General features: G+C 72.6%; 19 protein-coding genes. 5 read left to right on the top strand and 14 right to left on the bottom strand.

Annotation, left to right across the window (positions count from 1 at the left end):
• Window positions 1-59: 59 nt before the first annotated feature.
• The 4 genes from QIT00_RS22360 to QIT00_RS22345 all read right to left on the bottom strand — a co-directional run bounded on the left by QIT00_RS22360 (window position 60) and on the right by QIT00_RS22345 (window position 2,206).
• Window positions 60-479: a type II toxin-antitoxin system VapC family toxin gene (locus QIT00_RS22360; RefSeq protein ID WP_282537131.1), complete on the bottom strand. Its 420-nt coding sequence runs from the start codon at window positions 477-479 to the stop codon at window positions 60-62.
• Between the two features lie 11 nt (window positions 480-490).
• Complete coding sequence (locus tag QIT00_RS22355) at window positions 491-730, bottom strand: ribbon-helix-helix domain-containing protein (protein WP_282537130.1); 240 nt, start codon at window positions 728-730, stop codon at window positions 491-493.
• Window positions 731-916: 186 nt separating this feature from the next.
• A complete protein-coding gene (locus QIT00_RS22350) occupies window positions 917-1,414 on the bottom strand; it encodes a VOC family protein (protein ID WP_282537129.1) in 498 nt (165 codons plus the stop codon).
• Window positions 1,415-1,486: 72 nt separating this feature from the next.
• The gene (locus tag QIT00_RS22345) at window positions 1,487-2,206 is read right to left on the bottom strand and encodes a GNAT family N-acetyltransferase (protein ID WP_282537128.1); all 720 of its coding nucleotides are present in this window, start codon (window positions 2,204-2,206) and stop codon (window positions 1,487-1,489) included.
• Between the two features lie 205 nt (window positions 2,207-2,411).
• Here QIT00_RS22345 and QIT00_RS22340 point away from each other — a divergent pair, with 205 nt between their 5' ends.
• Both QIT00_RS22340 and QIT00_RS22335 read left to right on the top strand, forming a co-directional pair.
• Window positions 2,412-4,214 (top strand): serine/threonine-protein kinase, encoded by a 1,803-nt coding sequence (locus tag QIT00_RS22340; protein WP_282537127.1) that lies wholly within the window; start codon window positions 2,412-2,414, stop codon window positions 4,212-4,214.
• A gap of 428 nt (window positions 4,215-4,642) precedes the next feature.
• Entirely contained in the window at window positions 4,643-7,498 is a 2,856-nt protein-coding gene (locus tag QIT00_RS22335; protein ID WP_282537126.1) for an AfsR/SARP family transcriptional regulator, read from the top strand.
• A gap of 1 nt (window position 7,499) precedes the next feature.
• On the opposite strand, the gene QIT00_RS22330 is transcribed toward QIT00_RS22335, so the two are convergent.
• The 4 genes from QIT00_RS22330 to QIT00_RS22315 form a co-directional block, all read right to left on the bottom strand.
• Window positions 7,500-8,318: a cutinase family protein gene (locus QIT00_RS22330; RefSeq protein ID WP_282537125.1), complete on the bottom strand. Its 819-nt coding sequence runs from the start codon at window positions 8,316-8,318 to the stop codon at window positions 7,500-7,502.
• Between the two features lie 84 nt (window positions 8,319-8,402).
• The gene (locus tag QIT00_RS22325; RefSeq protein ID WP_282537124.1) at window positions 8,403-8,582 is read right to left on the bottom strand and encodes a DUF397 domain-containing protein; all 180 of its coding nucleotides are present in this window, start codon (window positions 8,580-8,582) and stop codon (window positions 8,403-8,405) included.
• Entirely contained in the window at window positions 8,579-8,785 is a 207-nt protein-coding gene (locus tag QIT00_RS22320) for a DUF397 domain-containing protein (protein WP_282537123.1), read from the bottom strand. The genes QIT00_RS22325 and QIT00_RS22320 overlap by 4 nt, the downstream gene beginning before the upstream one ends.
• Window positions 8,782-9,627 (bottom strand): helix-turn-helix domain-containing protein, encoded by an 846-nt coding sequence (locus QIT00_RS22315; protein WP_282537122.1) that lies wholly within the window; start codon window positions 9,625-9,627, stop codon window positions 8,782-8,784. The genes QIT00_RS22320 and QIT00_RS22315 overlap by 4 nt, the downstream gene beginning before the upstream one ends.
• 158 nt (window positions 9,628-9,785) lie before the next feature.
• On the opposite strand from QIT00_RS22315, the gene QIT00_RS22310 reads away from it, so the two are divergent.
• Both QIT00_RS22310 and QIT00_RS22305 read left to right on the top strand, forming a co-directional pair.
• Window positions 9,786-10,220, top strand: a complete 435-nt coding sequence (locus QIT00_RS22310) for an ATP-binding protein (protein WP_282537121.1) — start codon at window positions 9,786-9,788, stop codon at window positions 10,218-10,220.
• Between the two features lie 69 nt (window positions 10,221-10,289).
• On the top strand, window positions 10,290-10,592 hold the full coding sequence (locus QIT00_RS22305; protein WP_408909827.1) for a hypothetical protein: 303 nt from the start codon (window positions 10,290-10,292) through the stop codon (window positions 10,590-10,592).
• Window positions 10,593-10,705: 113 nt separating this feature from the next.
• Here QIT00_RS22305 and QIT00_RS22300 read toward each other — a convergent pair whose 3' ends face one another.
• From QIT00_RS22300 to QIT00_RS22275, 6 genes are all read right to left on the bottom strand, one after another.
• Entirely contained in the window at window positions 10,706-13,027 is a 2,322-nt protein-coding gene (locus QIT00_RS22300; RefSeq protein ID WP_282537120.1) for a xanthine dehydrogenase family protein molybdopterin-binding subunit, read from the bottom strand.
• Window positions 13,024-14,712, bottom strand: a complete 1,689-nt coding sequence (locus QIT00_RS22295; RefSeq protein WP_282537119.1) for a (2Fe-2S)-binding protein — start codon at window positions 14,710-14,712, stop codon at window positions 13,024-13,026. Before QIT00_RS22295 ends, QIT00_RS22300 begins: the two co-directional genes overlap by 4 nt.
• Entirely contained in the window at window positions 14,709-15,614 is a 906-nt protein-coding gene (locus tag QIT00_RS22290; RefSeq protein ID WP_282537118.1) for an FAD binding domain-containing protein, read from the bottom strand. The genes QIT00_RS22295 and QIT00_RS22290 overlap by 4 nt, the downstream gene beginning before the upstream one ends.
• A 245-nt stretch (window positions 15,615-15,859) precedes the next feature.
• Window positions 15,860-17,512 carry a beta-N-acetylhexosaminidase gene (locus QIT00_RS22285; protein WP_282537117.1) on the bottom strand — a complete coding sequence of 551 codons (1,653 nt, stop codon included), beginning with the start codon at window positions 17,510-17,512 and terminating at the stop codon, window positions 15,860-15,862.
• 119 nt (window positions 17,513-17,631) lie between these two features.
• Complete coding sequence (locus QIT00_RS22280) at window positions 17,632-17,925, bottom strand: DUF3039 domain-containing protein (protein ID WP_282537116.1); 294 nt, start codon at window positions 17,923-17,925, stop codon at window positions 17,632-17,634.
• 27 nt (window positions 17,926-17,952) lie between these two features.
• On the bottom strand, window positions 17,953-18,552 hold the full coding sequence (locus QIT00_RS22275; RefSeq protein WP_282537224.1) for a YqgE/AlgH family protein: 600 nt from the start codon (window positions 18,550-18,552) through the stop codon (window positions 17,953-17,955).
• A 274-nt stretch (window positions 18,553-18,826) separates the two neighbouring features.
• Between QIT00_RS22275 and murA the strand changes: the two genes are divergently transcribed.
• Window positions 18,827-20,173, top strand: a complete 1,347-nt coding sequence (gene murA, locus QIT00_RS22270; protein WP_282537115.1) for a UDP-N-acetylglucosamine 1-carboxyvinyltransferase — start codon at window positions 18,827-18,829, stop codon at window positions 20,171-20,173.
• Window positions 20,174-20,281 lie beyond the last annotated feature (108 nt).

Genomic DNA, 20,281 nt, shown 5'->3' with positions numbered 1-20,281 from the left:
GAGTGCTTGCACGGCGGCTTCCTGGTCGGGCCCGAGGTCCACCTGGAGATCGGGCATGTTCAGACCTCGTCCATGGGGTGCCGCCAACGGAGACCGGGGAAGCGGGCGAAGCCTCGGTCCGCGCTGTAGAACGTCGCGCCGGTCTCGATGGCCAGCGCGGCGAGATAGGCGTCCGGAATCAGGTTTCCGCGCGCTCCCACTTTGCGGCACAGGCGCTCGAAGATCTGCCAGTGCCGCTCACCCTCGCGCAGCGGGACGGAGGCCGGTGCTTCGCGCAGCGCCTCCACGAACTCCAGAGCCGTCGACACGGGCGCCGGCTCCGTGAAGATCTTCGGATGCGTGACGATGCGCACGAGACCGCTCGTCACCACCGAGCTGATCCCCACCGGCTCTTCGCCGTTGAGCCGCTCGGCCAGCCAGCTGTGATACGCCTCGTGGCCCTCGGCGTCCTCGCGGAAGGCGTACACGAGGACGTTCACGTCGCAGAGGATCACTCGGTGCCGTCCATCAGGTCGAGCAGCGAGCCGTTGTCGCCGAGATCGACGCCGGGACGCACACCGCCAGTCCCGTACGTCGGCAGCTTGACGATGCTCCGTGCGGCTGCGACGTCCCGCGCGAACGAGGCACGCATCGCATCCTCTATCACCGCACTCACCGAGACGCGCCTGCGCGCCGCCCGCTCCTTGGCGTCCTGGATCAGGTCTTCGGGGAGGTCGACCGTGGTTCTCATACATCACAGCGTACGGCGCGTGCATCATGATGCGCAAGGCATGCGTCACGATGCATCGCGCCGACGCTCAGCGCGCGGTACGGGCGGCGCAGCACTCCGCTCTCGTGCTCCGCCTCCAGCGGGATGCCGGTGCCGGTGTCCCGTTCGGTCACCGGTGTCCCGTTCGGTCATACGTGAACTCGCGCGTCACTTCCCATCGGCCGCGTCCACCAGTGCCTGGACGTCGAGCTTGCCCATGCCGAGCATCGCCTTCATCGCGCGCCCGGACCTGGCCGGGTCCGGGTCGGTGATCAGCTCGTCCAGGACGCGCGGGACGATCTGCCAGGACAGGCCGTACTTGTCCTTGAGCCAGCCGCACGGGCCCTCCTGGCCGCCGTCAGCGGTGAGCGCGGACCAGAGCCGGTCGACCTCCTGCTGGTCGTCGCAGTCGACGTAGACCGAGCTGGCCTCGGTGAACTGGAACTCGGGGCCGCCGTTGAGGCCCATGAACTCCGTCCCCGCGAGCTCGAACATGACCACCATGACGCTGCCGGGCTCCCCCGGCCCGACCTCGCTGTAGCGCTGCACCTGGGTCACGCGGGAGTCGTCGAACAGCGACGTGTAGAGCTCAGCGGCCTCCTCGGCCTGGCCGTCGAACCAGAGACATGTCTTGATCTTCTGCGGCTGTGCACTCATTGCGCTCATGGGGATGCCTTTCGACGTGGCGCGGGTCCGCCCGCACGCCTCACGGGGGTAGACCCCGGGCACCCCGCGAACTCATCGCCCAGCCCGCGAAGCGGCCTCGGCCTCCTGCTCGTGCTCCCAGACCTGGAGCGTGTACGTACGCCCCTTCTGCGTCACTTCGGTCGGCGGTACGTCGGCACGGAGCCGGTACCCCGCCGCCCGGGCCACCCCGGTGCTGGCCGCGTTGTCCGCCTCGATCTGCAGCCGGAGCCGGCGCAGGCCAAGGGTGGTGTGGGCGTACTCCGTGAGCAGCCGGGTCGCGCGCAGGGCGAGGCGGCGGCCGCGGTGGGCGGCGCCGATCGCGTACCCGAGCGTGACCGCACCGGCCGGGCGCTCCGCGCCGAGCGAGGCGAGCAGCACCTCGCCGAGCGGCGTCACTCCGTCCTCGGTGACGACGAGCTGGAGGCGCGTGCCGTCGGCGCGGGTGTCGCGGGCCCGGTCGAGGTAGGCGCGGGCGGCGGCCAGGTCGAAGGGCGAGGCGAGCGGGGTGCGGTGGGCGATCCCGGGTTCGTCGAAGAGCTCCGCCATCGCGGGCACGTCGTCCTCGGTCCACTCCCGCAGGACGAGCCCGTCACCGCGGAGGACAACGGGCGTGGCGGGGAGGGTCGGCACGGGGTCCGGGGCCTGGTCCGAGTCCGGGTTCGGGTTCGGGTCCTGATTCGGGTCCGCCGCGGCCCCTTCTCGTACGTACGACTCCCCCTGTCCTCGTACGTACAACTCCCCCTGCACGAGCGCCTGCTGTGCACCTTCCACAGCATCTCCACCTTCGGTGTGCATGAAGCTCATCTACCCCTTCCGGCCTGCGTCTACCCTGCACGAACGGCACGCCCCACAGGTAACGGGAAACTCCTCCCGCCCCCTGCGTCGCAGCGCTTCGCCCGCCTCGCCCCGAATCGTCGCCTGTGGGCCCGGGCACCGCCACACCGGGGGCACCGGGGCCTTGCGGCATGATGTGCGCATGGCAAGCACGGGGGATCTCATAGCGGGCCGGTACCGCATCGGAGCACGGCTCGGCCGCGGCGGTATGGGCACCGTCTGGCGTGCGCAGGACGAGTTGCTCGGCCGCGCCGTCGCCGTCAAGGAACTCCACGTCGACGACGGACTGCCGTCCATGGACGCGGAGATGCAGCGGGAGCGGACCCTGCGCGAGGCCCGTTCGGTGGCCCAGGTGCGCCACCCCAACATCATGGTGCTGCACGACATCGTCGAGCACGACGCCCAGCCGTGGATCGTGATGGAGCTGATCGACGGCCGCTCGCTCGCCGACCGCATCGCCCTCGAAGGACCCGTCTCCCCCGCCGAGGCCGCCCGGGTCGGCCTCGCCCTGCTCGACGCCCTGCGCGCGGCGCACGCCTCGGGTGTGCAGCACCGCGACCTCAAGCCTGCCAACGTCCTGATCGAGGCGCGCACCGGGCGCGTGGTCCTCTCCGACTTCGGCATCGCGCAGGTCGCGGGCCAGACGACGCTGACGGAGACCGGCTCGTTCGTCGGCTCGCCCGAGTACACGGCGCCCGAGCGCATGTCGAACCGCCACACCGGCCCCGAGTCCGACCTGTGGTCCCTCGGCGTGCTGCTGTGCGCGGCGGTCGACGGCGAGTCCCCGTTCCACCGCGACTCGGTCGCCGGGGTCCTGCACGCGGTCGTGATGGACGAGATCCGCATCCCGGCCGCCGCGGGCCCGCTCACCCCGGTCGTACGCGGGCTCCTGGAGCGGGACGTGCAGCGCCGGGTCGACCTCGACGAGGCGGAGCGGATGCTCTGGCCCCTGGCCGAGGACGCCGCGACCGCCCCGCTGGCCACCGCCGGCGCGCGCGCCGGCGCCGGCGCCCCGGTCGACCCGCGCCTCGCCCATGCCGCGAAGCCCCCGGCGCCGCCCACGCACCGCGGGGCCGCGCGGGCACCGCAGCCGCCGACCCCGCGGGACCCGCAGTCCCCGTCCGGCTCCGCGACCGAGCCCGCCGACCCGCTCGTCGCCTCGTCCCGGACCGAGCCGCCGCCCTCCCGGCGCCCCCGGGTGCGTACCGCCGTCCTCGCGGCCGCCCTCGCCGTGGCGCTCGCGGCGGGCGGTACGGGGTTCGGGCTCTGGTACGCGGGCCGCGACCAGGGCAGGGACCCCTCGGCCGCCGGGAAGGTGCAGGCCGACCCGACGCCGACGGCCGAGAGCCCGAAGGGCGACCGCGTACCGGACGCGTCCCCGAACCCCGCCGCGCCGGACGGGGCGAAGTCGACCGGGCCCACCCAGAAGGAGAAGCCGGGCGGCGGCGACGCGGACGGCGCCCCGGACGACGGCGGCTCCGACGCGCCCGCCGACGACCCGGCACCCGCCGGGTACCGCACGGTCACCGACCCGCTGGGCTTCAAGGTCGCGGTCCCCGACGGCTTCACCCGCTCCTACGAGGCGCCGCGCGTGTACTACTACTCCCCCGGCAAGAAGTTCCGCCTCGGCTTCCACCCCCAACCCCAGGACCCCCAGGGCCCGTTGGCGGTCATGCGGCAGGCGCACGAGGACGGCCCGGACGACTACCCCGGCTACCGCGACGGCTCGGTCACCGAGACCACCCACGGCGGCAACCCCGCCGCGCTCTGGAGCTTCGCCTGGGACGGCACGGCGGCGGACGGCGGACCCCGCAAGACGTACGACCTGAGCTGGGACGAGGGCGGCAAGATGTACGACCTGTGGATCTCGGGCCCGAGCGCCCAATCGGCCACGGCGAAGCGGCACTTCGATGTGGCGCTTGAGTCGTTCGCGGCTGGGGGGTAGGCCGCTGGCCGCCCAGTACTTCTCCCCTCCCACCCCTTCCCGAACTGGGGGATTTCGTGCCCCGATAGGGGCGCGGGGAACTGCGCGACCAGCAACGACGGCGCAGCAGTCGAACGACAGCCTCGGATCGGGGGCCTGGGGGCCTGCCCCCAGTTCGGGAAGGGGCGGGGTGGGGAAAAGTACGGGCGGATCTTGTGAGGGCCCCCGCAGCGAGCGCGCCGCTCTATAAACTCGCCCGCGTGGCGATCATGCGCGAGTTATCCGCAGATGCAGACGCACGTACAGGCGCAGGTTCAGACGCAGGTTCAGACGCAGGTGCCGACGCAGACGCACACGCAGACGCACACGCAGACGCACACGCAGATGCAAACCCGCAACTCCGATTAGCCCTCCTCGGCCCCCTCCACGCCTGGCACGGCAGCGCCCCCGTGGACCTCGGGCCGGTCCGCGAGCAGGCCCTCCTCACCGCCCTGCTCCTGCGCCCCGACCGCACCGTCACCCGGCAGCAACTCCTCGACGGCGTCTGGGGTTCCGAACCCCCCGGCACCGGCACCAAGGTGATCCCGGTCTACGTCCACCGGCTGCGCAAACGCCTCGACACCCCCGGCCAGGGAGCCCGCGCCGCCGAATCCGTGCTCGTCACCGTCCGCGGCGGCTACCGCTTCACCCCTGCGAACGCCCCGGGCGGCGCCTGGGTGGACGTCGTCCGCTGCGAGGAGCTCGCCGCCGAGGGGCGCGCCGCGCGCGAGGCCGGGGACCTGGACGCCGCGGCCGCCGCCTGGTCCACGGCCCTCGGCCTGTTCCGCGGCGAGCCGCTGGCCTCCGTGCCCGGCCCGTTCGCGGAGGGCGAGCGGCACCGGCTGACCGAGCAACGCCTCGTACTGGCACAGGACTTGGCGGCGGCACGGCTGAGGCTCGGGCGGCACGCGGAGGCGGTGGGCGAGCTGTACGCGCTGGCCGCGGAACACCCGTACAACGAGGCCCTGGCCGCGCTCCTCATGCGGGCCCTGTACACCGCGAACCGGCAGTCCGACGCCCTGGACGTCTACGCCGCCGTCCGCCGCCGCCTCGTCGACGAGCAGGGCGTGGACCCCGGCGCCGAGCTGCGGCAGGTGCACGAGGCGGTGCTGCGCGGCGACGGCTCCCGGCTTCCCGGTACGGACGCCGCCACCGCGGCGCGCGCTCCGCGCAGGCGGCGGCGCAGTGAACTCCCCGTGGACAACGGCAAGTTCGCCGGGCGGGACCGCGAGATCGCCCTGCTCGTCGCGGACGCCGACGCGGGCGTGGTCACCGTACGGGCCGTGGACGGCATGGCCGGGATCGGGAAGACCGCGCTCGCGGTGCACGCGGCGCGCCGCCTCGCGGACCGGTACCCCGACGGCTGCCTCTTCGTGGAGCTGCACGGCCACCGCGAGGACCACGAGGCGGCGGGCCGGCAGCGCGTGCTGCGGCGGCTGCTGCGCTCGGTGGGCGCGGGCGAGGGCGAGGACTCCGAGGACCTGGACGAGCTGGCCGCGTCCTGGCGCGCGGCGACGGCCTCGCTGAGACTCCTCCTCGTACTGGACGATGCCTCCGCCGCCGAACAGGTGCGCCCCCTGCTGCCCGCAGGGCCCGGCAGCATGGTCCTGGTGACCAGTCGGCAGCGCCTGACCGGCCTGGACGCGGACCGCCGGATCTCCCTCGCACCGCTCGCCCCCGACGAGGCGGCGGACCTGCTGACCCGCATCGTCGGCGGCGCGGGCACCGAGCGCGAGCGGGCCGCCGTACGCGAACTCGCCGCGCTCTGCGACCGGTTGCCGCTCGCCCTGCGCATCGTCGGGGCCCGCGTCCAGGACCGCCCGCTGTGGGCCGTCGAGGCGCTGGCCGCCCGCCTCACCGACGACGAGCGGCGCCTCGACGAACTCGCCGTGGAGGACCGCAGCGTCGAGGTCGCCTTCCAGCTCTCGTACGGGCAGCTCCCGCCCGGCGAGCAGCGCGCGTTCCGGGTCCTCGGGCTCTCCCCGACCGTGCAGTTCGACCGCCTCACGCTCGCGGCCCTGCTCGGCCTGCCTCCCGCGGAGGCCGAGCAGGCCCTTGAGCAGCTGGCCGACGCGAGCCTCGTCCAGCAGGTCACCGCCGACCGCTACCGCCTGCACGACCTGGTCGCGGTCTACGCCCGCCGCGTCGCCGCCGGCCGCCCCGACGAGGCGGCGGCCGCCCGCGCCGGGATCTTCCGGCTCTACGTGACCGCCGCCCGCCGCGCCAGCGACTGGGGCACCTCCGTCCCCGACGCCCACGACACCGGCCCGTTCACCGACTGGGAGGACGCCGCGGCCTGGCTGGACGCGGCGGGCACCGAACTCGTCGACGTGGTCGGGCAGTCCGTCGCCGCGGGCCACGCCGACGACGCCTGCCGGCTCGCCGAGGGCCTCGTCGACTACCTCACCCGCCAGGGCCGCTTCCACGAGTGCCGCACCGCCCTGGAGACCGCCCTCCCCCTGGCCGACCACTCCCCCGAGCAGCGCCTCGCCTCCGCCCTGCGTACGGGCATGGGCATCATGTACGGGCTTCAGGGCCGCTACCAGGAGGCCCGCGGCTGGTTCACGCAGGCCCTCGACCTCAGCCGCAGCGCCGACGACCCGCACGAGCAGGCGCGCGCCTCGGCCGGACTCGGCACGTTCGCCAACCTGGAGGGCGACGCGGCCGAGTCCATGACCCACTTCGCCGAAGTCGCCCGCCTGGTCGGCTCGTTGGAGCACGACGACTGGCTGATGGGCTCCGTGATGACCCGCGTCGGCGACATCCACCACCAGCTCGGCGAGCACGACAAGGCGTACGACCGCTACACCGACGCCATCGCCCTCGCCGAGCGCTCCGGCAGCCCCCGCCTCCTCGGCAAGACCCTGCTCCGCCTCGGCCGCCTCCAGCTCGACCTGGGCAGGCCCGCCGACGCCGCGGGCGCGCTCGGCAAGGCCGAGGACCTGGCCCGCCGCCTCGGCGACGTCCCCCTGCACTCAGCGGTACTCGACCGCCTCGCCACCGCCGAGGCCCACCTCGGCCACCCGGAGGCGGCGGCCGACCTCCGCCGCCGCGCCCGCGCGCTCCTGGACGAGCAGACCGGCACCGACTCGGAGATCGCCATCCGCCACCAACTCGTCTGGTACGGCGCGGCGACGGAGGACCTGACCTCGGCCCGCGACTTCTTCTCCCGCTCCACCGACCTCCCGGTCACGGAGGAGGGCCGGTCCCGCATCCGCCGCGTCCTGGATGCGCTGGGGAGGCGGGGGCGGGACCGGAGCCTCTAGATCAGCCGCGCGGCGGGGCGGGCGTGCCGTCCGGGTTGAGCCACTGGACGCCGCTGGGGCTGTCCTCGGTCATGGTGCGCTCGATGGCGTTGCCGCCCTCGGCGTAGTTCGGGTGCAGCTCGAAGTAGCCGGGGGCGTTCAGGATGTTGGCATCGCACACCGGGTCGCCGTTGATGCAGTACCGCGTGACGGGGATCCCGTTGAAGTCCGTCGGACCCGCGCCGGCCGACGTGGCGACGCCGGGCACGCCGATCCCCTTGGGGACGACCGCAAAGAAGCCGGTGCCGGGCTGCATCGGGTCGGCGTAGAGCTTGCCGTCGACCTGCTCCTTCGGGATGCCGGTCTCGCCGCGGGAGATCTTCTGCAGCACCTCGTCCGCGACGTGCGCGCCCTGCGAGTAGCCGACGATCCTGAGCTGCGCGTCGGGGTGCGCCCGGTGCGTCTCCTCGGCGACCTTCAGCGTCTCCTCGATACCGATCCGCACGCTGGTGTCGTACGTCGGCGCGGTGAGGGCCTCGGGGTTGATCTTCCCGTTCGGTTCGACGAGCGAACCGGTCGGGCCGATCACCGGTCCCCACGACGCCGGGTAGCACACCTTGATCGCCCGGTCCCCGAGCTGGTGGGCCGCGTTCGCGGGGTCGTAGGTGTAGGTGCACTCGGGTGCGGGCTTCGTCGGTCCGGTACCGCCGACCTGGATGTAGTAGCGGTCCGCGTCGGCGGCCTGCGCGGCCCCGGGGAACGCGACGACCGTCCCGGCCGCGAACGCCGCACTGGCGGCGGCAGCCCCGAGAACCCGCCTCATCCTGCTGGTCTTGGCCATGGCCTGATCTCCCCCTAGGAGTGTGAATGGAAGCAACTCACAAGCTAGGGAGGGGTGTTGGCATCAGGATGACATGGCGATGACTTAGCTGGTGACGAAGCGGACGAGACCGGCCCAGGTGTCCACACCGACCGCCAGCGTGGGCCCCTGCGGGGCCTTGGAATCCCGGATGTGAACGGTGCCGGGGGTGGTGGCGACTTCGACGCAGTCGCCGGACTCGTTGCTGCTGCTGAAGCTGCTCTTGAACCACTTCAGCTCGCTCATGCGTCTCCCAGCGAAGCGTTGACGAAGCGGACGAGTCCTGCCCAGCTGTCTGTGCTGACCGAAAGCCTCGGCCCCTTCGGGGCCTTGGAGTCCCGGATGTGGACCGTGCCGGGGGTGGTGGCGATCTCGACGCAGTCGTTGATGTCACTGCTGCTGCTGAAGCTGCTCTTGAACCACTTCAGCTCGGACCCATCCTCAGTCATGTCTCTCCCAACAGTTCCTCGATGAAGTTCAGGGACTCCCGTGGCGTGGAGGCCTGAGCACGAAGCAGTCCGTAGCGCAGTTCAAGGATACGAAGCTGCTTCGGGTCCGACACCGGGCGGCCGTTGAATGCCCCAGGGGATCGCCCCAGCGCCGTGCCATCAGCGAATTTCAGCACCTCGATCCCCCCTTCCGTACTGGCGTGCTCCTCCACCCTTGTCGGCATCACCTGAAGCGTGACGCTACTCAACTTGCCTAGCTCAAGCAGCCGTTCGAGCTGGCGGCTCCACACACTCTTACCGCCCAGCCGCCGCCGAAGCGTCACCTCTTCCAGTACGAAGCCAATGACCGGAGCAGGCGAGCGTCCGTAGATCGACTGGCGGCTCAACCGGGCGGCGACCCCCCGGTCCAGTTCTTCCGCGCCGTACGCGGGCTGCTGCATGCCGAACAACGCCCGCATGTACTCCTCAGTCTGCAAAAGCCCATGCAAGTTGTGGTTGCAGTACAGCATCAGCTCGACAGCCTGCTCCTCCAGCTTGGCCAACTCCCTTACCTTCTTCGGGTATCGAGCCTTCCGCATCGTCTCCTTCATGTCCGAGACGAAGCCCTGCGCGCCCAGCACCTCGTCCGCCTTGTCCAGGTACTCGGGGCGCGGGATGCGGGCCCCGCGTTCCACCTTCCGCACCTGGTCCTCGCCGTAGCCGATCGCCTCCGCGAACTCCGGTACGCGCAGGCCGCGCCGCTCTCGCCACCACCTCTGCTGGCGGCCGAACTCCTCGACCACCGACGCGATCTCGTCGTCCGGGTCGACATCCCAGCCCGCCTCGTCCGCCTGCTCGCTCACCCGTCCCCACCTCCGTGATTCCGTACGCGCCACAACGCGCAGTCGTACCCCCGCGTCACCGGGACAGCCGGGACAGCGCGGGACAACGGCGGGACAGAATCCGTACGCACCGTCGTAATTGCTGGGCAGCGTACGCACGGGTGGCCACGCTGAGTGACGTGAATTCCGAAATCGAGCAGCGAATCGCTCAACTCAGCACCCCCGCACGGCACTTCACCGTGCTGCTCTCTCCCACCCCGCGCGGCGCGCGCCTCGCCCGGCGGCTCGCGGTCGCGCACTTCACCGAGTGGGGGTGCCACGTCGACAGCGTGCACGCCGCCGAGCAGGTCGTCGCCGAGCTGGCCAACAACGCCGCGCTGCACGGGCGCGTGCGGGGGCGGGACTTCCGGCTGCGGCTCGGCCTCTCGGGCGGCACCCTGCGGGTCGAAGTGACGGATGCGCGCTACGAGTTGGGCGTACGAGACGTCGACACGTCGCCCGACCCGTACGCGGAGGGCGGGCGCGGGCTGCTGATCGTCGGGGCGTTCGCCCGGCGCTGGGGTGTCGCGCCCGAGGCGGCGCCCTCCAAGACCGTCTGGGCCGAGATCGAGTGATCACTCAAGTGGGTGACGCGGCCCGACTTGCCTTGTGCATATGCCAGTTGCCGCAGCAGGCTCGCGGTCATGAACGACCACATGGCCGAGCAGCATTCCAAACTCTCCCTCACCGCGATCGGGCTCGCCACGCACATCCAGTCGCTGCCCGAAGGCGCGGAGGTCGGCATCAGGGCGCTGGCCGCCCGGTTCGCCGAGGGGGAGGTCCGGATCGCCGCCGCCCTGCGCGAGCTGGAGGCCCACGGATACCTATCCCGTACGCGAGCGAGGCTGCCCTCCGGACGGATCGTCACGCGCACGGTCTGGCACAACAACCTGCTCACGACCGGCCTCCGCCCACGAATCCCGGAGCAGCGACGGCCCCAGCCTTGAGGAAGTCCGGAAGGAGCCACTCATGGGCGAGCCCCTGAAGACCATGGTCGACGGAGTCGAGGTCGGAACGGCGGCACGAGACGTAACGGATCGCCTACGCGCCGCCCGGAGGGTCACCCCTCCTGAACAACCGCCGCCTGCGGCCGAATCGGCAGCCGGTTCACCGCGCGTCCCGTGGCCGCGCGCACCGCGCCCGCCACCGCTGCCGGGGACGTGACCACCGGGGCCGCCGAGGCGGGCTTCGCGCCGAAGGGGGCGACGACGTCGCGCTCCTCCACCAGCTTCACGATGCGGATGTCCGGCGTGTCCAGGGCCGTCGGCAGCGCGTAGCCCGTCAGGTCGGGGTGGCGGATCAGGCCCTTCGGGGTGCGGAGGTTCTCCGTCAGGGCCGCGCCGACGCCCTGCGTGACGCCGGCCTCGATGCGGGCCCTGAGCTGGGCCGGGTTGAGGACGCGGCCCACGTCCTGGGCGACGGCCAGTTCGACCACACGCACCGAGCCCATCTCCACGTCCACGTCGACCACGGCGCGGATCGCGCAGAACGCGAGGCCCACGAACGCGTCGCCCTGGCCGGTGTCGTCCAACGGCTCCGTCGGGTGGGGGCGGCACTGGGCCGTGGCCCACAGTTCCTTGCCGTCCATGGCTTCCGTGACCGTGGTGGACAGGACTCCGTCGTACGACGTGATCTTGCCGTCGGTGATCTGGAGCAGCTCCGTGGACATGCCGAACTTGGCGGCCAGGGGTTGCAGGAGCTGGGTGCGGACCATTTTCGCGGCGCGTTCCACCGCTCCGCCCGAGACCCACGTGTGGCGGCCTCGGCAGGCCGGGCCCGCCGGGGGCTGGTCCGTGTCCACCGACGCCACGTGGACCTCGTCGATGCCCAGGGTCTCCTGGACGATCTGCCGCGCGAGCGTGGAGAAGCCCTGGCCCGTGTCGACCGCCGCGCAGATCACCGTGGCCACGCCGTCCTGCACCTTGACCGTGGCCGTGGAGACCTCGTCCGCGCCCTCCGCGCCCAGCATGTGCACCATGCCGAGTGCGTAGCCGACGCCCCTGCGGATGGCGGCGGGCTCGCCCGCGCCCTCCAGGCCGCCGGGCAGCAGCCACTCCTCCTCCGGAGTGTCCTTGGGGAGAGGAGGGAGGTCGAAGTCCCTTACGGAGCGCAGGAGTTCGGCGACCGGCGCCGGGCACGTGACCGTCTGCCCCGTGGGCAGGATGTCGCCCGTCGCGAGGACGTTGCGAAGGCGTAGCTCGGCCGGGTCGAGGCCCAGCTTCCCGGCCAGCTTGTCCATCTGCGCCTCGTAGGCCGCGCACACCTGCATGGCGCCCTCGCCGCGCACATGGCCGGAGGGCGGATTGTTCGTACGGACCGCCCAGCCCTCGATGAAGGCGTGCGGGACGACGTACGGGCCGCAGGCGAAGGAGACCGCGGCGGCCAGGGATTCCGACGACGCGTCCGCGTAGGCGCCCGCGTCCAGGAGGATCTGCGCCTCCACCTTCACCAGGCGGCCCTCGGCGTCGGCGTGGTGGCGGTAGCGGAGGAGCGTGGGGTGGCGGTGGGCGTGGCCGAGGAAGGACTCCTCGCGGGTCGCCGTCAGCTTCACCGGGCAGCTGGTCCGCAACGCCAGGAGCCCGAGCGGGAGTTGGAAGCCGGGGTCCTCGCGGTCGGCGGTGGCGCCGGGCACGCCGGTGACGACGACCTTCACGCGGTCCGGCTCAAGGCCGTAGCAGGCGGCGGCCAGATCGCGGTCGGTGTGCGGGTCGGTGGAGGCGACGTACAACTCGACGCCGCCGTCGGGGCGCGGCACCGCGAGGCCCGCCTCGGCGCCGATGGGGGCCGGGTCCTGGCGGCCGATGCGGTACAGGCCCTCCACCACGACCTCGCCCGCCGCCTCCGGGTCGCCGTAGCGCAGCGGGATGTGGCGGATCAGGTTGCCGTCGGGGTGCAGGGGTTCGGCGGCGAAGGCCTGCTCGGGGTCGGTGATCGGGTCCAGGACCTCGTACTCGACCTGGATCGCGGCCGCGGCCATACGGGCCGTGTCGGGGTGGTCGGCGGCCACGGCTGCGATGGGCTCGCCATGGTGGCGGACCACATCCGCGGCGAAGACGGGCCGGTCGTGCACGCGGCGGCCGTGGGCGGCGTCGCCGGGGATGTCGGCGGCGGTGACGACCGCGCGTACGCCGGGCATCGCCGTGGCCTCCGAGGTGTCCACGGCGACGATGCGGGCGTGCGGGTGCGGCGAGCGGAGCAGCGCGGCCCACAGCAGGCCCTCGGCCCACAGGTCGGAGGCGTACGGGAACGTGCCCTCCGTCTTGGCCTGCGCGTCGGCGGGCTGCAGCGACGCGCCCAGGCCGTGCTCGGGCCGCGGCGCATCGGCGGGCGCCGTGGTGCTGACGGCGCGGGTGGTCGCCGTGGCGGCCCCTTCGTTGCTCACGCCGCTCCTCCGTCCTGGGCGTCCGGGTCGTTCTGGGGGTTCTGGCCGTTCTGGGCGTTCTGGGCGTTCTGGTGCGGGAAGTGCTGCGGGTGGACTCCGCCGGCGCCCGGCGGGGCTTGGTGCGGGATCCGTGCGGCGGCGTCGGTGTCCGTCGACTGTGCCTCCCCGCCCGCGAGTTCGCCTTCGGCAGCGGTGGACGCGCGGCGCTCGGCGACGACCTCGCGTACGGCGTCCAGGACTCCGCGGTAGCCGGAGCAGCGGCAGAGGTTGCCGCAGAGCGCCTGCCGGGCCTCGCGCTCGCTCGGGTCGGGGTTGCCCTCCAGGAGGTCGTGCACGGTCATCGCCATGCCTGGTACGCAGAAGCCGCACTGCACGGCGCTCCCGCAGGCGAGGGCGCGCTGCACGTCGGAGGGCCTGCCGTCGGTGGCGAGCCCCTCGACCGTACGGACCTCGCTGCCCGCAGCGGTCGCGGCGGGCACCAGGCAGGACGCGACGAGCCGCCCGTCCACCTGCACCGCGCACGCCCCGCACTCGCCCTGCGAGCAGCCGTCCTTGGCCCCGGCGAGCCCGAGCCGCTCGCGCAGCACGTAGAGCAGCGACTCCCCGATCCAGGCGTCCGGGACGGGCCGGTCGACGCCGTTCACTCGCAGCACGTACGAGGCGAGCGGGTGCTCGTCGTGCGGCGGTACGGCGGGCTGCTCCTGGGTGCTGCTGACGGCGGGGGTCGTCTCGGGTTCGGGTGCGGGCTCGGGTTCCGGTGAGGGCTCGGGCTCGGGTTCAGGTACGGGCTCGGGGTCCGGGTCAGGCGCGGGGTCGGCTTCCGCTGCGGGTGCGGGCTCGGGCTCGGGCTCGGGCGCGGGCGCGGGCTGGGGCTCGGCGGTCAACTCGCCCTCTTCGGCCGGGACTTCGTCCACCGCATCCGCCGCGGCGGCCGCCTCCACCGGAGGCACGTCCCGTACGATCCCCAACTCGGCCGTCGTCTCGGCGGGGGACTCCTCGGGCGCGACCGGCTCGGGCGCGACCGGCTCGGGCGCGGGCTCCGGCGCGCTCGCCGCCCAAGGCGCCGGGGCGCCCCCCGGCAGGGTCGCCGGGGCTTCGCCGCCCCACTGCTCGATCAGCGAGGACTGCGTGAACTCGCCCGACTCGTCCGGGAGTTCACCCTGCGCGAGCGGGATCGACCACTGCCCGGTGACGTTGTCGTGGCTCTGCGGGGCTTGGGGGGCTTGGGGGGCCTGCGGTGCGTACCCCGTGAACTCCTCGTACGGCTGCTGCGCATACCCGGACGGGTCCTGGTACGGAGCCGGGTCCTGGACGGCGTACCCGCCGTACTCGCCGTACTCGCCGTACTCGCCGTACCCGCCGAAGTCGCCCTGCGGCTCTGGCCAGCTGACCTGCTCGGGGGCGGGCTGTGCCGGACCGGCGCCCATCGTGGGGACGACGAACGCGCTGGTCGCGGCCGGGTCGGTGGCCGCGCCGCCGGTCACGGAGATGTGCGGCGGCACGTAACCGCCGGGTGCGGCGAGCGGGGTGGTCGTGCCGCTCTCCTCGAAGTCGGCGAGGCCGAAGCCCTCGGGGATCTGCACGAACGCCGTGGCGTCGGCGTCGTACTCGCCCTGCGGCGTGGGCTGCCAGCCGCCGCCGTCGTGGTCGACACCGCCCCCGGTGTTGCCATGGGTGTCGCTCACGACAGCGCCCTCCCCAGTGCTCGTCGGGCCAGCACGGCGACGGTGCGCCGCAGATGCAGTACGGCGGGCGGCAGTTCTTCGCGCGTGCCGTCCGGCGCCTGGTCGGGAATACACGCGGCGGCGACATAGTCACCGAAGGCGTGCAGGGCCTGGGGGTCGAGGGCGCGTTCGGCGTCCCAGTCGATCAGCGACGCCACCCAGTCCTCGGCGTCCAGGGGGCGCAGCGGCATGGGAGCGATGGCGCCGACCGCGCAGCGCACACCGCGTCGCGCCGGGTCGAGGACGAGGGCGACGGAGGCGGTGGCGCGGCCGGGGCCGGTGCGTCCGGTCGCCTTGAGGAAGACCTGCGGGGCGTGCAGGAGCGGCACGCGCACAAAACCGATCAGCTCGCCCGCGCGCAGCATGTCCATGCCCGCGAGCAGGTGCGATACGGGCACTTCGCGGCGGGAGCCGCCGGGTCCGGCGATGACCAACGTGGCCTCTAGCGCGGCCAGTACGGGCAGCGAGTCGCCGGTCGGCGCGGCGGAGGCGATGTTGCCGCCGAGGGTGCCCGCGTTGCGCACGGTGGGCGGGCCCGCGGCGCGGGCGGCGGCGGCGAGCGCGGGCATGAGGGCGGCGAAGTCGGGGCGGCCCATCCGGGCGTGGGTGAGTCCGGCGCCGAGCAGGGCGTGCCCGTCCTGGTACTGCCAGCCGCGGATCTCGCTGATCCGGCCGAGGCCCACAAGGGCCGCGGGCCGCAGGAGTCCGGAGTTGACCGAGGCCATCAGATCGGTGCCGCCCGCCACGGGCACGGCGGCAGGCATGGCGGTGAGCGCCGCCACCGCCTCGTCCAGCGTGGCAGGCAACTTCACCGCATGTGCAGCCTGTGCCGCCTGCGGCGACTGCGGTGCGTGCGTGGTCAAACCGGCTGCCCCTTCCCTACGGCCGAGCAAGTGAGCCAGGGTGTTGCCTACTGCGCCGTACGGTACGTGCTCACAGGCCGGACGTGGCAACTCTGGCACATCTTCCGGGCCGCCCGACGAGGGGGTCCGCTAGGAGCAGTTCGTACGTTTTGCGCCATGCGCGACGGATGCGCGCCGCGTGGTGGCGGCGAGGGCAACTACGCTCCCAGGGCCGCACCCCCGGGGCGTGCGGGTCACCGGTGGCCTCACACGTTCGGGGGCGCTCCCTCGATCGGGCGGCCGAGCACGCCGGGGCGCCGCTGCCACGGGTGAGGTCCGGAGGGTGGCCGGTAGTCGACGCCGAGGGCGTCAAGTCGGGCCCGGTGGGCGGTCATTCGGCGCTCGAACCCCGCGAAGTCGCGCTCGGCCGCGGGCGGCAGGGAGCTCCAGGCGACCTCGGCGAAGGCGACGAGGCGCGGGAAGACCTGGTAGTCGACGCGGGAGCGGGTCTCCATCACCTCGGTCCAGACGTTGGCCTGGGTGCCGAGTACATGCCGGGCCTCCTCGGCCGTGAGCTGCGGCGGTACGGGCTCGAACCGGTAGACGTCCTCAAGCGTGCGGACGTACCCGATCGGCACCGGCTCGTCCTCGCCGCCGTCCTGCCGGTGGTCCAGGTAGACCTGCTGCTCGGGGCACATGACGACGTCGTGGCCCGCCCGGGCGGCCGCGATGCCGCCCGCGTACCCGCGCCAGGAGGAGACGGCCGCTCCGGGCGCGAGGCCGCCCTCCAGGATCTCGTCCCAGCCGATGAGGCGGCGGCCGCGCGCGGTGAGCCAGCCGTCGAAGTGCCGGATGAACCAGGACTGCAGCTCGTCCTCGCCGCCGAGCCCGAGCTCCTTGATGCGGGCCTGGGCGGCGGGCGACTGCTTCCACTGGTCCTTGGGGCACTCGTCGCCGCCGATGTGCACATAGGGCGAGGTGTCGGCGGGGAACAGGTCGAGGACTTCCTCCAGGACACCTTCGTAGAACCGGAGTACGGCCTCGGTGGGGGCGAGGACGTTCGGGTTGATGCCCCAGGTGTCCCAGACGCCGAGCGCGGAGGTGTCGACGACGTCGGTGTTGCCGAGCTCCGGGTAGGCGGCGATGGCGGCCTGCGAGTGGCCGGGGATGTCCACCTCGGGGACGACGCGGATGTGCCGCTCGCGGGCGTACGCGACGATCTCGCGGATGTCGTCCTGGGTGTAGAAGCCGCCGTGCGGCCGGTCCTCCCAGAGCGGGGAGGCGCGGTGGCCCCATTTGGTGCGCGGGCGCCAGGAGGCGATCTCGGTGAGCTTCGGGTAGCGCTCGATCTCGATGCGCCAGCCCTGGTCGTCGGTGAGGTGGAAGTGGAAGACGTTCAGCTTGTGCGCGGCGAGCAGGTCGAGTTGGCGCAGGATGTCGTCCTTGGGCCGGAAGTGCCGGGCCACGTCGAGCATCATGCCGCGCCAGCCGAAGCGGGGCGCGTCCTCGATGACGGCACCGGGCACGGTCCACCGCCGGCCGGGGTCGAGGGGCGCCCGGCGGAAGGCCTCGGGGCCGAGGAGTTGGCGCAGGGTCTGGGCGGCCCAGAAGACTCCGGCGGCGTCGGTGCCGGTGAGGGTGACGGCCTCGGCGTCGATGTGCAGCCGGTGCGCCTCGGGTACGTCGCCCAGGTCCGCGGGGGCGATCGGGGCGATCCGGAGGCGGATCGCGGGACGGTCGGCCCCGGAGGCGGCGGGGGCGAGCGGGAGTCCGGTGGCGGCGCCGAGGGTGGCGCGCAGCCAGCGGGCGGTGCGTTCGGTGCCGGGGGCGGCGTCGATGACGGTCGACTCGTCGAGGACGAAGATGTCGGCGGTGCTGCGGGCGGTGGCGGGGGCCGGGATGAGGTCGGCGAGTGTCATGCGGTCTTGCCTAGCACGCACGGGACGCCGTCGTCCGGGGCTCGGGAAACTGGGGGCTGCGCGCCCCCAGACCCCGCTCCCTCTTCGGCCTGCGGCCTCGTCCTCAATCGCCGGACGGGCTACTTATTGCCCTTGCCGTCCTTGCCCTTGTCCTTGTCGCCGCCGGCGCCCATGGACTCGTAGATCTCCTTGCACATGGGGCATACCGGGTACTTCTTCGGGTCGCGGCCCGGGACCCAGACCTTGCCGCAGAGTGCGACGACGGGGGTGCCGTCGAGCGCGCTCGCCATGATCTTGTCCTTCTGGACGTAGTGGGCGTAGCGCTCGTGGTCGCCGTCGCCGTGCGACACCTGTGGTGTCGGCTCTACGAGGGTCCCCGTACCTGCCCCGCGCTCGGGCTCTTGAGTGCTCATAACTGCCAAGGGTACCCAGGCCTCCGGTCAGTTGAGCGACGGATCGTCCGGGTACGTGGCCACCATCGCCAGTTCGCTGCGCTGCCGTCGCAGGACCTCCCGCCACAGCCGCTCGGGCACCGGCGACGACACGTCCCCCGGTTCGGACTCCACGACGTACCACGCGCCGTCCGCCAGCTCGTCCTCCAGCTGGCCCGGGCCCCAGCCCGCGTACCCGGCGAAGATACGCAGGGAGCCGAGGGCCGCCGCGAGGAGTTCCGGCGGGGTCTCCAGGTCGACCAGGCCGATCGCGCCGTGCACGCGGCGGAAGCCGAGCGGGTCCCTGCTGCCGGTGCGGGGCGTGCCGCCCGCCGGGGTCTCCTCGTCGCCGGGGATCACGCCGACGCCGAGCGCGGAGTCGAGGGAGACCGGCCCGCCCTGGAAGACGACCCCGGGCTCACCGGCGAGACCGGCCCAGCCCTCCAGGATGTCGCCGACACCTACGGGGGTGGGGCGGTTCAGGACCACGCCGAGTGAGCCCTCGTCGTCGTGGTCGAGCACGAGCACGACGGCGCGGTCGAAATTCGGGTCCGCCAGGGCCGGTGTGGCGACGAGCAGCCGCCCTGTGAGCGAGGACACCTCGGTCATGGCAGACATGATCCCGCATCTTCGCCCTCAGTGGGGAGCGGGCGGCACCATGTGAGCCGTCGCAGCTCACAGCGCAGGGATGCACACCCCGCGCATATGTCGCGCACATGTCGGGAGCGCCCGATTTCGGTGACCGTATGCGCAGGAAAAGGCACGGTTCGTGTTGTGGCGAAGTCATGACGTACGAGACCGCCCTTGGCCTTACGGGAAGGGGGTAGGAGCCCATTACCCTGTCTCTTCGGCCCCTGCCCACCCTTATCGGAACGCGAGATAGATGACCGTCAACGGCATTGACGACGTACTGCTTGTCCACGGCGGAACCCCGCTCGAGGGCGAGATCCGGGTCCGCGGCGCCAAGAACCTGGTGCCCAAGGCCATGGTCGCCGCGCTGCTCGGCAGCGGTCCGAGCCGCCTGCGCAATGTCCCGGACATCCGCGACGTGCGGGTCGTGCGCGGCCTGCTGCAGCTGCACGGCGTGACCGTGCGCCCCGGTGAGGAGCCGGGTGAACTCGTCCTCGATCCCTCGCACGTGGAGTCCGCCAACGTCGCGGACATCGACGCGCACGCGGGTTCGTCCCGTATTCCGATCCTGCTCTGCGGCCCGCTCCTGCACCGCCTGGGCCACGCGTTCATCCCGGGGCTCGGCGGCTGCGACATCGGCGGCCGCCCGGTCGACTTCCACTTCGAGGTGCTGCGGCAGTTCGGCGCGACGATCGAGAAGCGGGATGACGGCCAGTACCTGACGGCCCCGCAGCGGCTGCGCGGCACGAAGATCCGGCTGCCGTACCCGTCGGTGGGCGCGACCGAGCAGGTGCTGCTCACGGCCGTGCTCGCGGAGGGTGTCACGGAGCTGTCCAACGCGGCCGTGGAGCCGGAGATCGAGGACCTCATCTGCGTGCTGCAGAAGATGGGCGCGATCATCGCCATGGACACCGACCGGACGATCCGCGTCACTGGTGTCGACAAGCTCGGCGGCTACAACCACCAGGCCCTGTCCGACCGTCTGGAGGCCGCGAGCTGGGCCTCGGCGGCGCTGGCGACCGAGGGCAACATCTACGTACGCGGCGCACAGCAGCGCACGATGATGACCTTCCTCAACACGTACCGCAAGGTCGGTGGCGCCTTCGAGATCGACGACGAGGGCATCCGCTTCTGGCACCCGGGCGGCCAGTTGAAGTCCATCGCCCTGGAGACGGACGTCCACCCCGGCTTCCAGACCGACTGGCAGCAGCCGCTCGTCGTCGCGCTCACGCAGGCCACCGGCCTGTCCATCGTCCACGAGACGGTGTACGAGTCGCGCCTCGGCTTCACGTCCGCGCTGAACCAGATGGGCGCGCACATCCAGCTGTACCGCGAGTGCCTCGGCGGCTCGGACTGCCGCTTCGGTCAGCGCAACTTCCTGCACTCGGCGGTGGTTTCGGGCCCGACGAAGCTGCAGGGTGCGGATCTGGTCATCCCTGACCTGCGGGGTGGCTTCTCGTACCTGATCGCCGCGCTTGCCGCGCAGGGGACGTCTCGGGTGCACGGGATCGATCTGATCAACCGGGGCTACGAGAACTTCATGGAGAAGTTGGTCGAGCTGGGCGCGAAGGTGGAGCTGCCGGGCGGGGCGCTGGTCTGATCACTCCGACCGTACGTCGACGGAGCGGCACCCTGGTCGTGGGTGCCGCTCCGTTGCGTTTTCCCCTCCCCGCCCCTTCCCGAAATCCTGCGGAGCTTCGGGGGCTCC

The sequence above is a fragment of the Streptomyces luteolus genome, from assembly GCF_029968015.1.
In the GTDB taxonomy this organism is placed as follows: Bacteria; Actinomycetota; Actinomycetes; order Streptomycetales; family Streptomycetaceae; genus Streptomyces; species Streptomyces luteolus.
The sequence above is the reverse complement of the archived record's forward strand: the minus strand, read 5'-3'. Positions and strand labels throughout refer to the sequence as shown.

Excerpts from the sequence above, each read along its gene's own strand:
- QIT00_RS22355 (WP_282537130.1), bottom strand. The coding sequence starts at position 730 with ATGAGAACCACGGTCGACCTCCCCGAAGACCTGATCCAGGACGCCAAG.
- QIT00_RS22350 (WP_282537129.1), bottom strand. The coding sequence starts at position 1,414 with ATGAGCGCAATGAGTGCACAGCCGCAGAAGATCAAGACATGTCTCTGG.
- QIT00_RS22340 (WP_282537127.1), top strand. The coding sequence starts at position 2,412 with ATGGCAAGCACGGGGGATCTCATAGCGGGCCGGTACCGCATCGGAGCA.
- QIT00_RS22330 (WP_282537125.1), bottom strand. The coding sequence starts at position 8,318 with ATGGCCAAGACCAGCAGGATGAGGCGGGTTCTCGGGGCTGCCGCCGCC.
- QIT00_RS22325 (WP_282537124.1), bottom strand. The coding sequence starts at position 8,582 with ATGAGCGAGCTGAAGTGGTTCAAGAGCAGCTTCAGCAGCAGCAACGAG.
- QIT00_RS22320 (WP_282537123.1), bottom strand. The coding sequence starts at position 8,785 with ATGACTGAGGATGGGTCCGAGCTGAAGTGGTTCAAGAGCAGCTTCAGC.
- QIT00_RS22305 (WP_408909827.1), top strand. The coding sequence starts at position 10,290 with ATGAACGACCACATGGCCGAGCAGCATTCCAAACTCTCCCTCACCGCG.
- QIT00_RS22285 (WP_282537117.1), bottom strand. The coding sequence starts at position 17,512 with ATGACACTCGCCGACCTCATCCCGGCCCCCGCCACCGCCCGCAGCACC.
- QIT00_RS22280 (WP_282537116.1), bottom strand. The coding sequence starts at position 17,925 with ATGAGCACTCAAGAGCCCGAGCGCGGGGCAGGTACGGGGACCCTCGTA.
- QIT00_RS22275 (WP_282537224.1), bottom strand. The coding sequence starts at position 18,552 with ATGACCGAGGTGTCCTCGCTCACAGGGCGGCTGCTCGTCGCCACACCG.
- murA (WP_282537115.1), top strand. The coding sequence starts at position 18,827 with ATGACCGTCAACGGCATTGACGACGTACTGCTTGTCCACGGCGGAACC.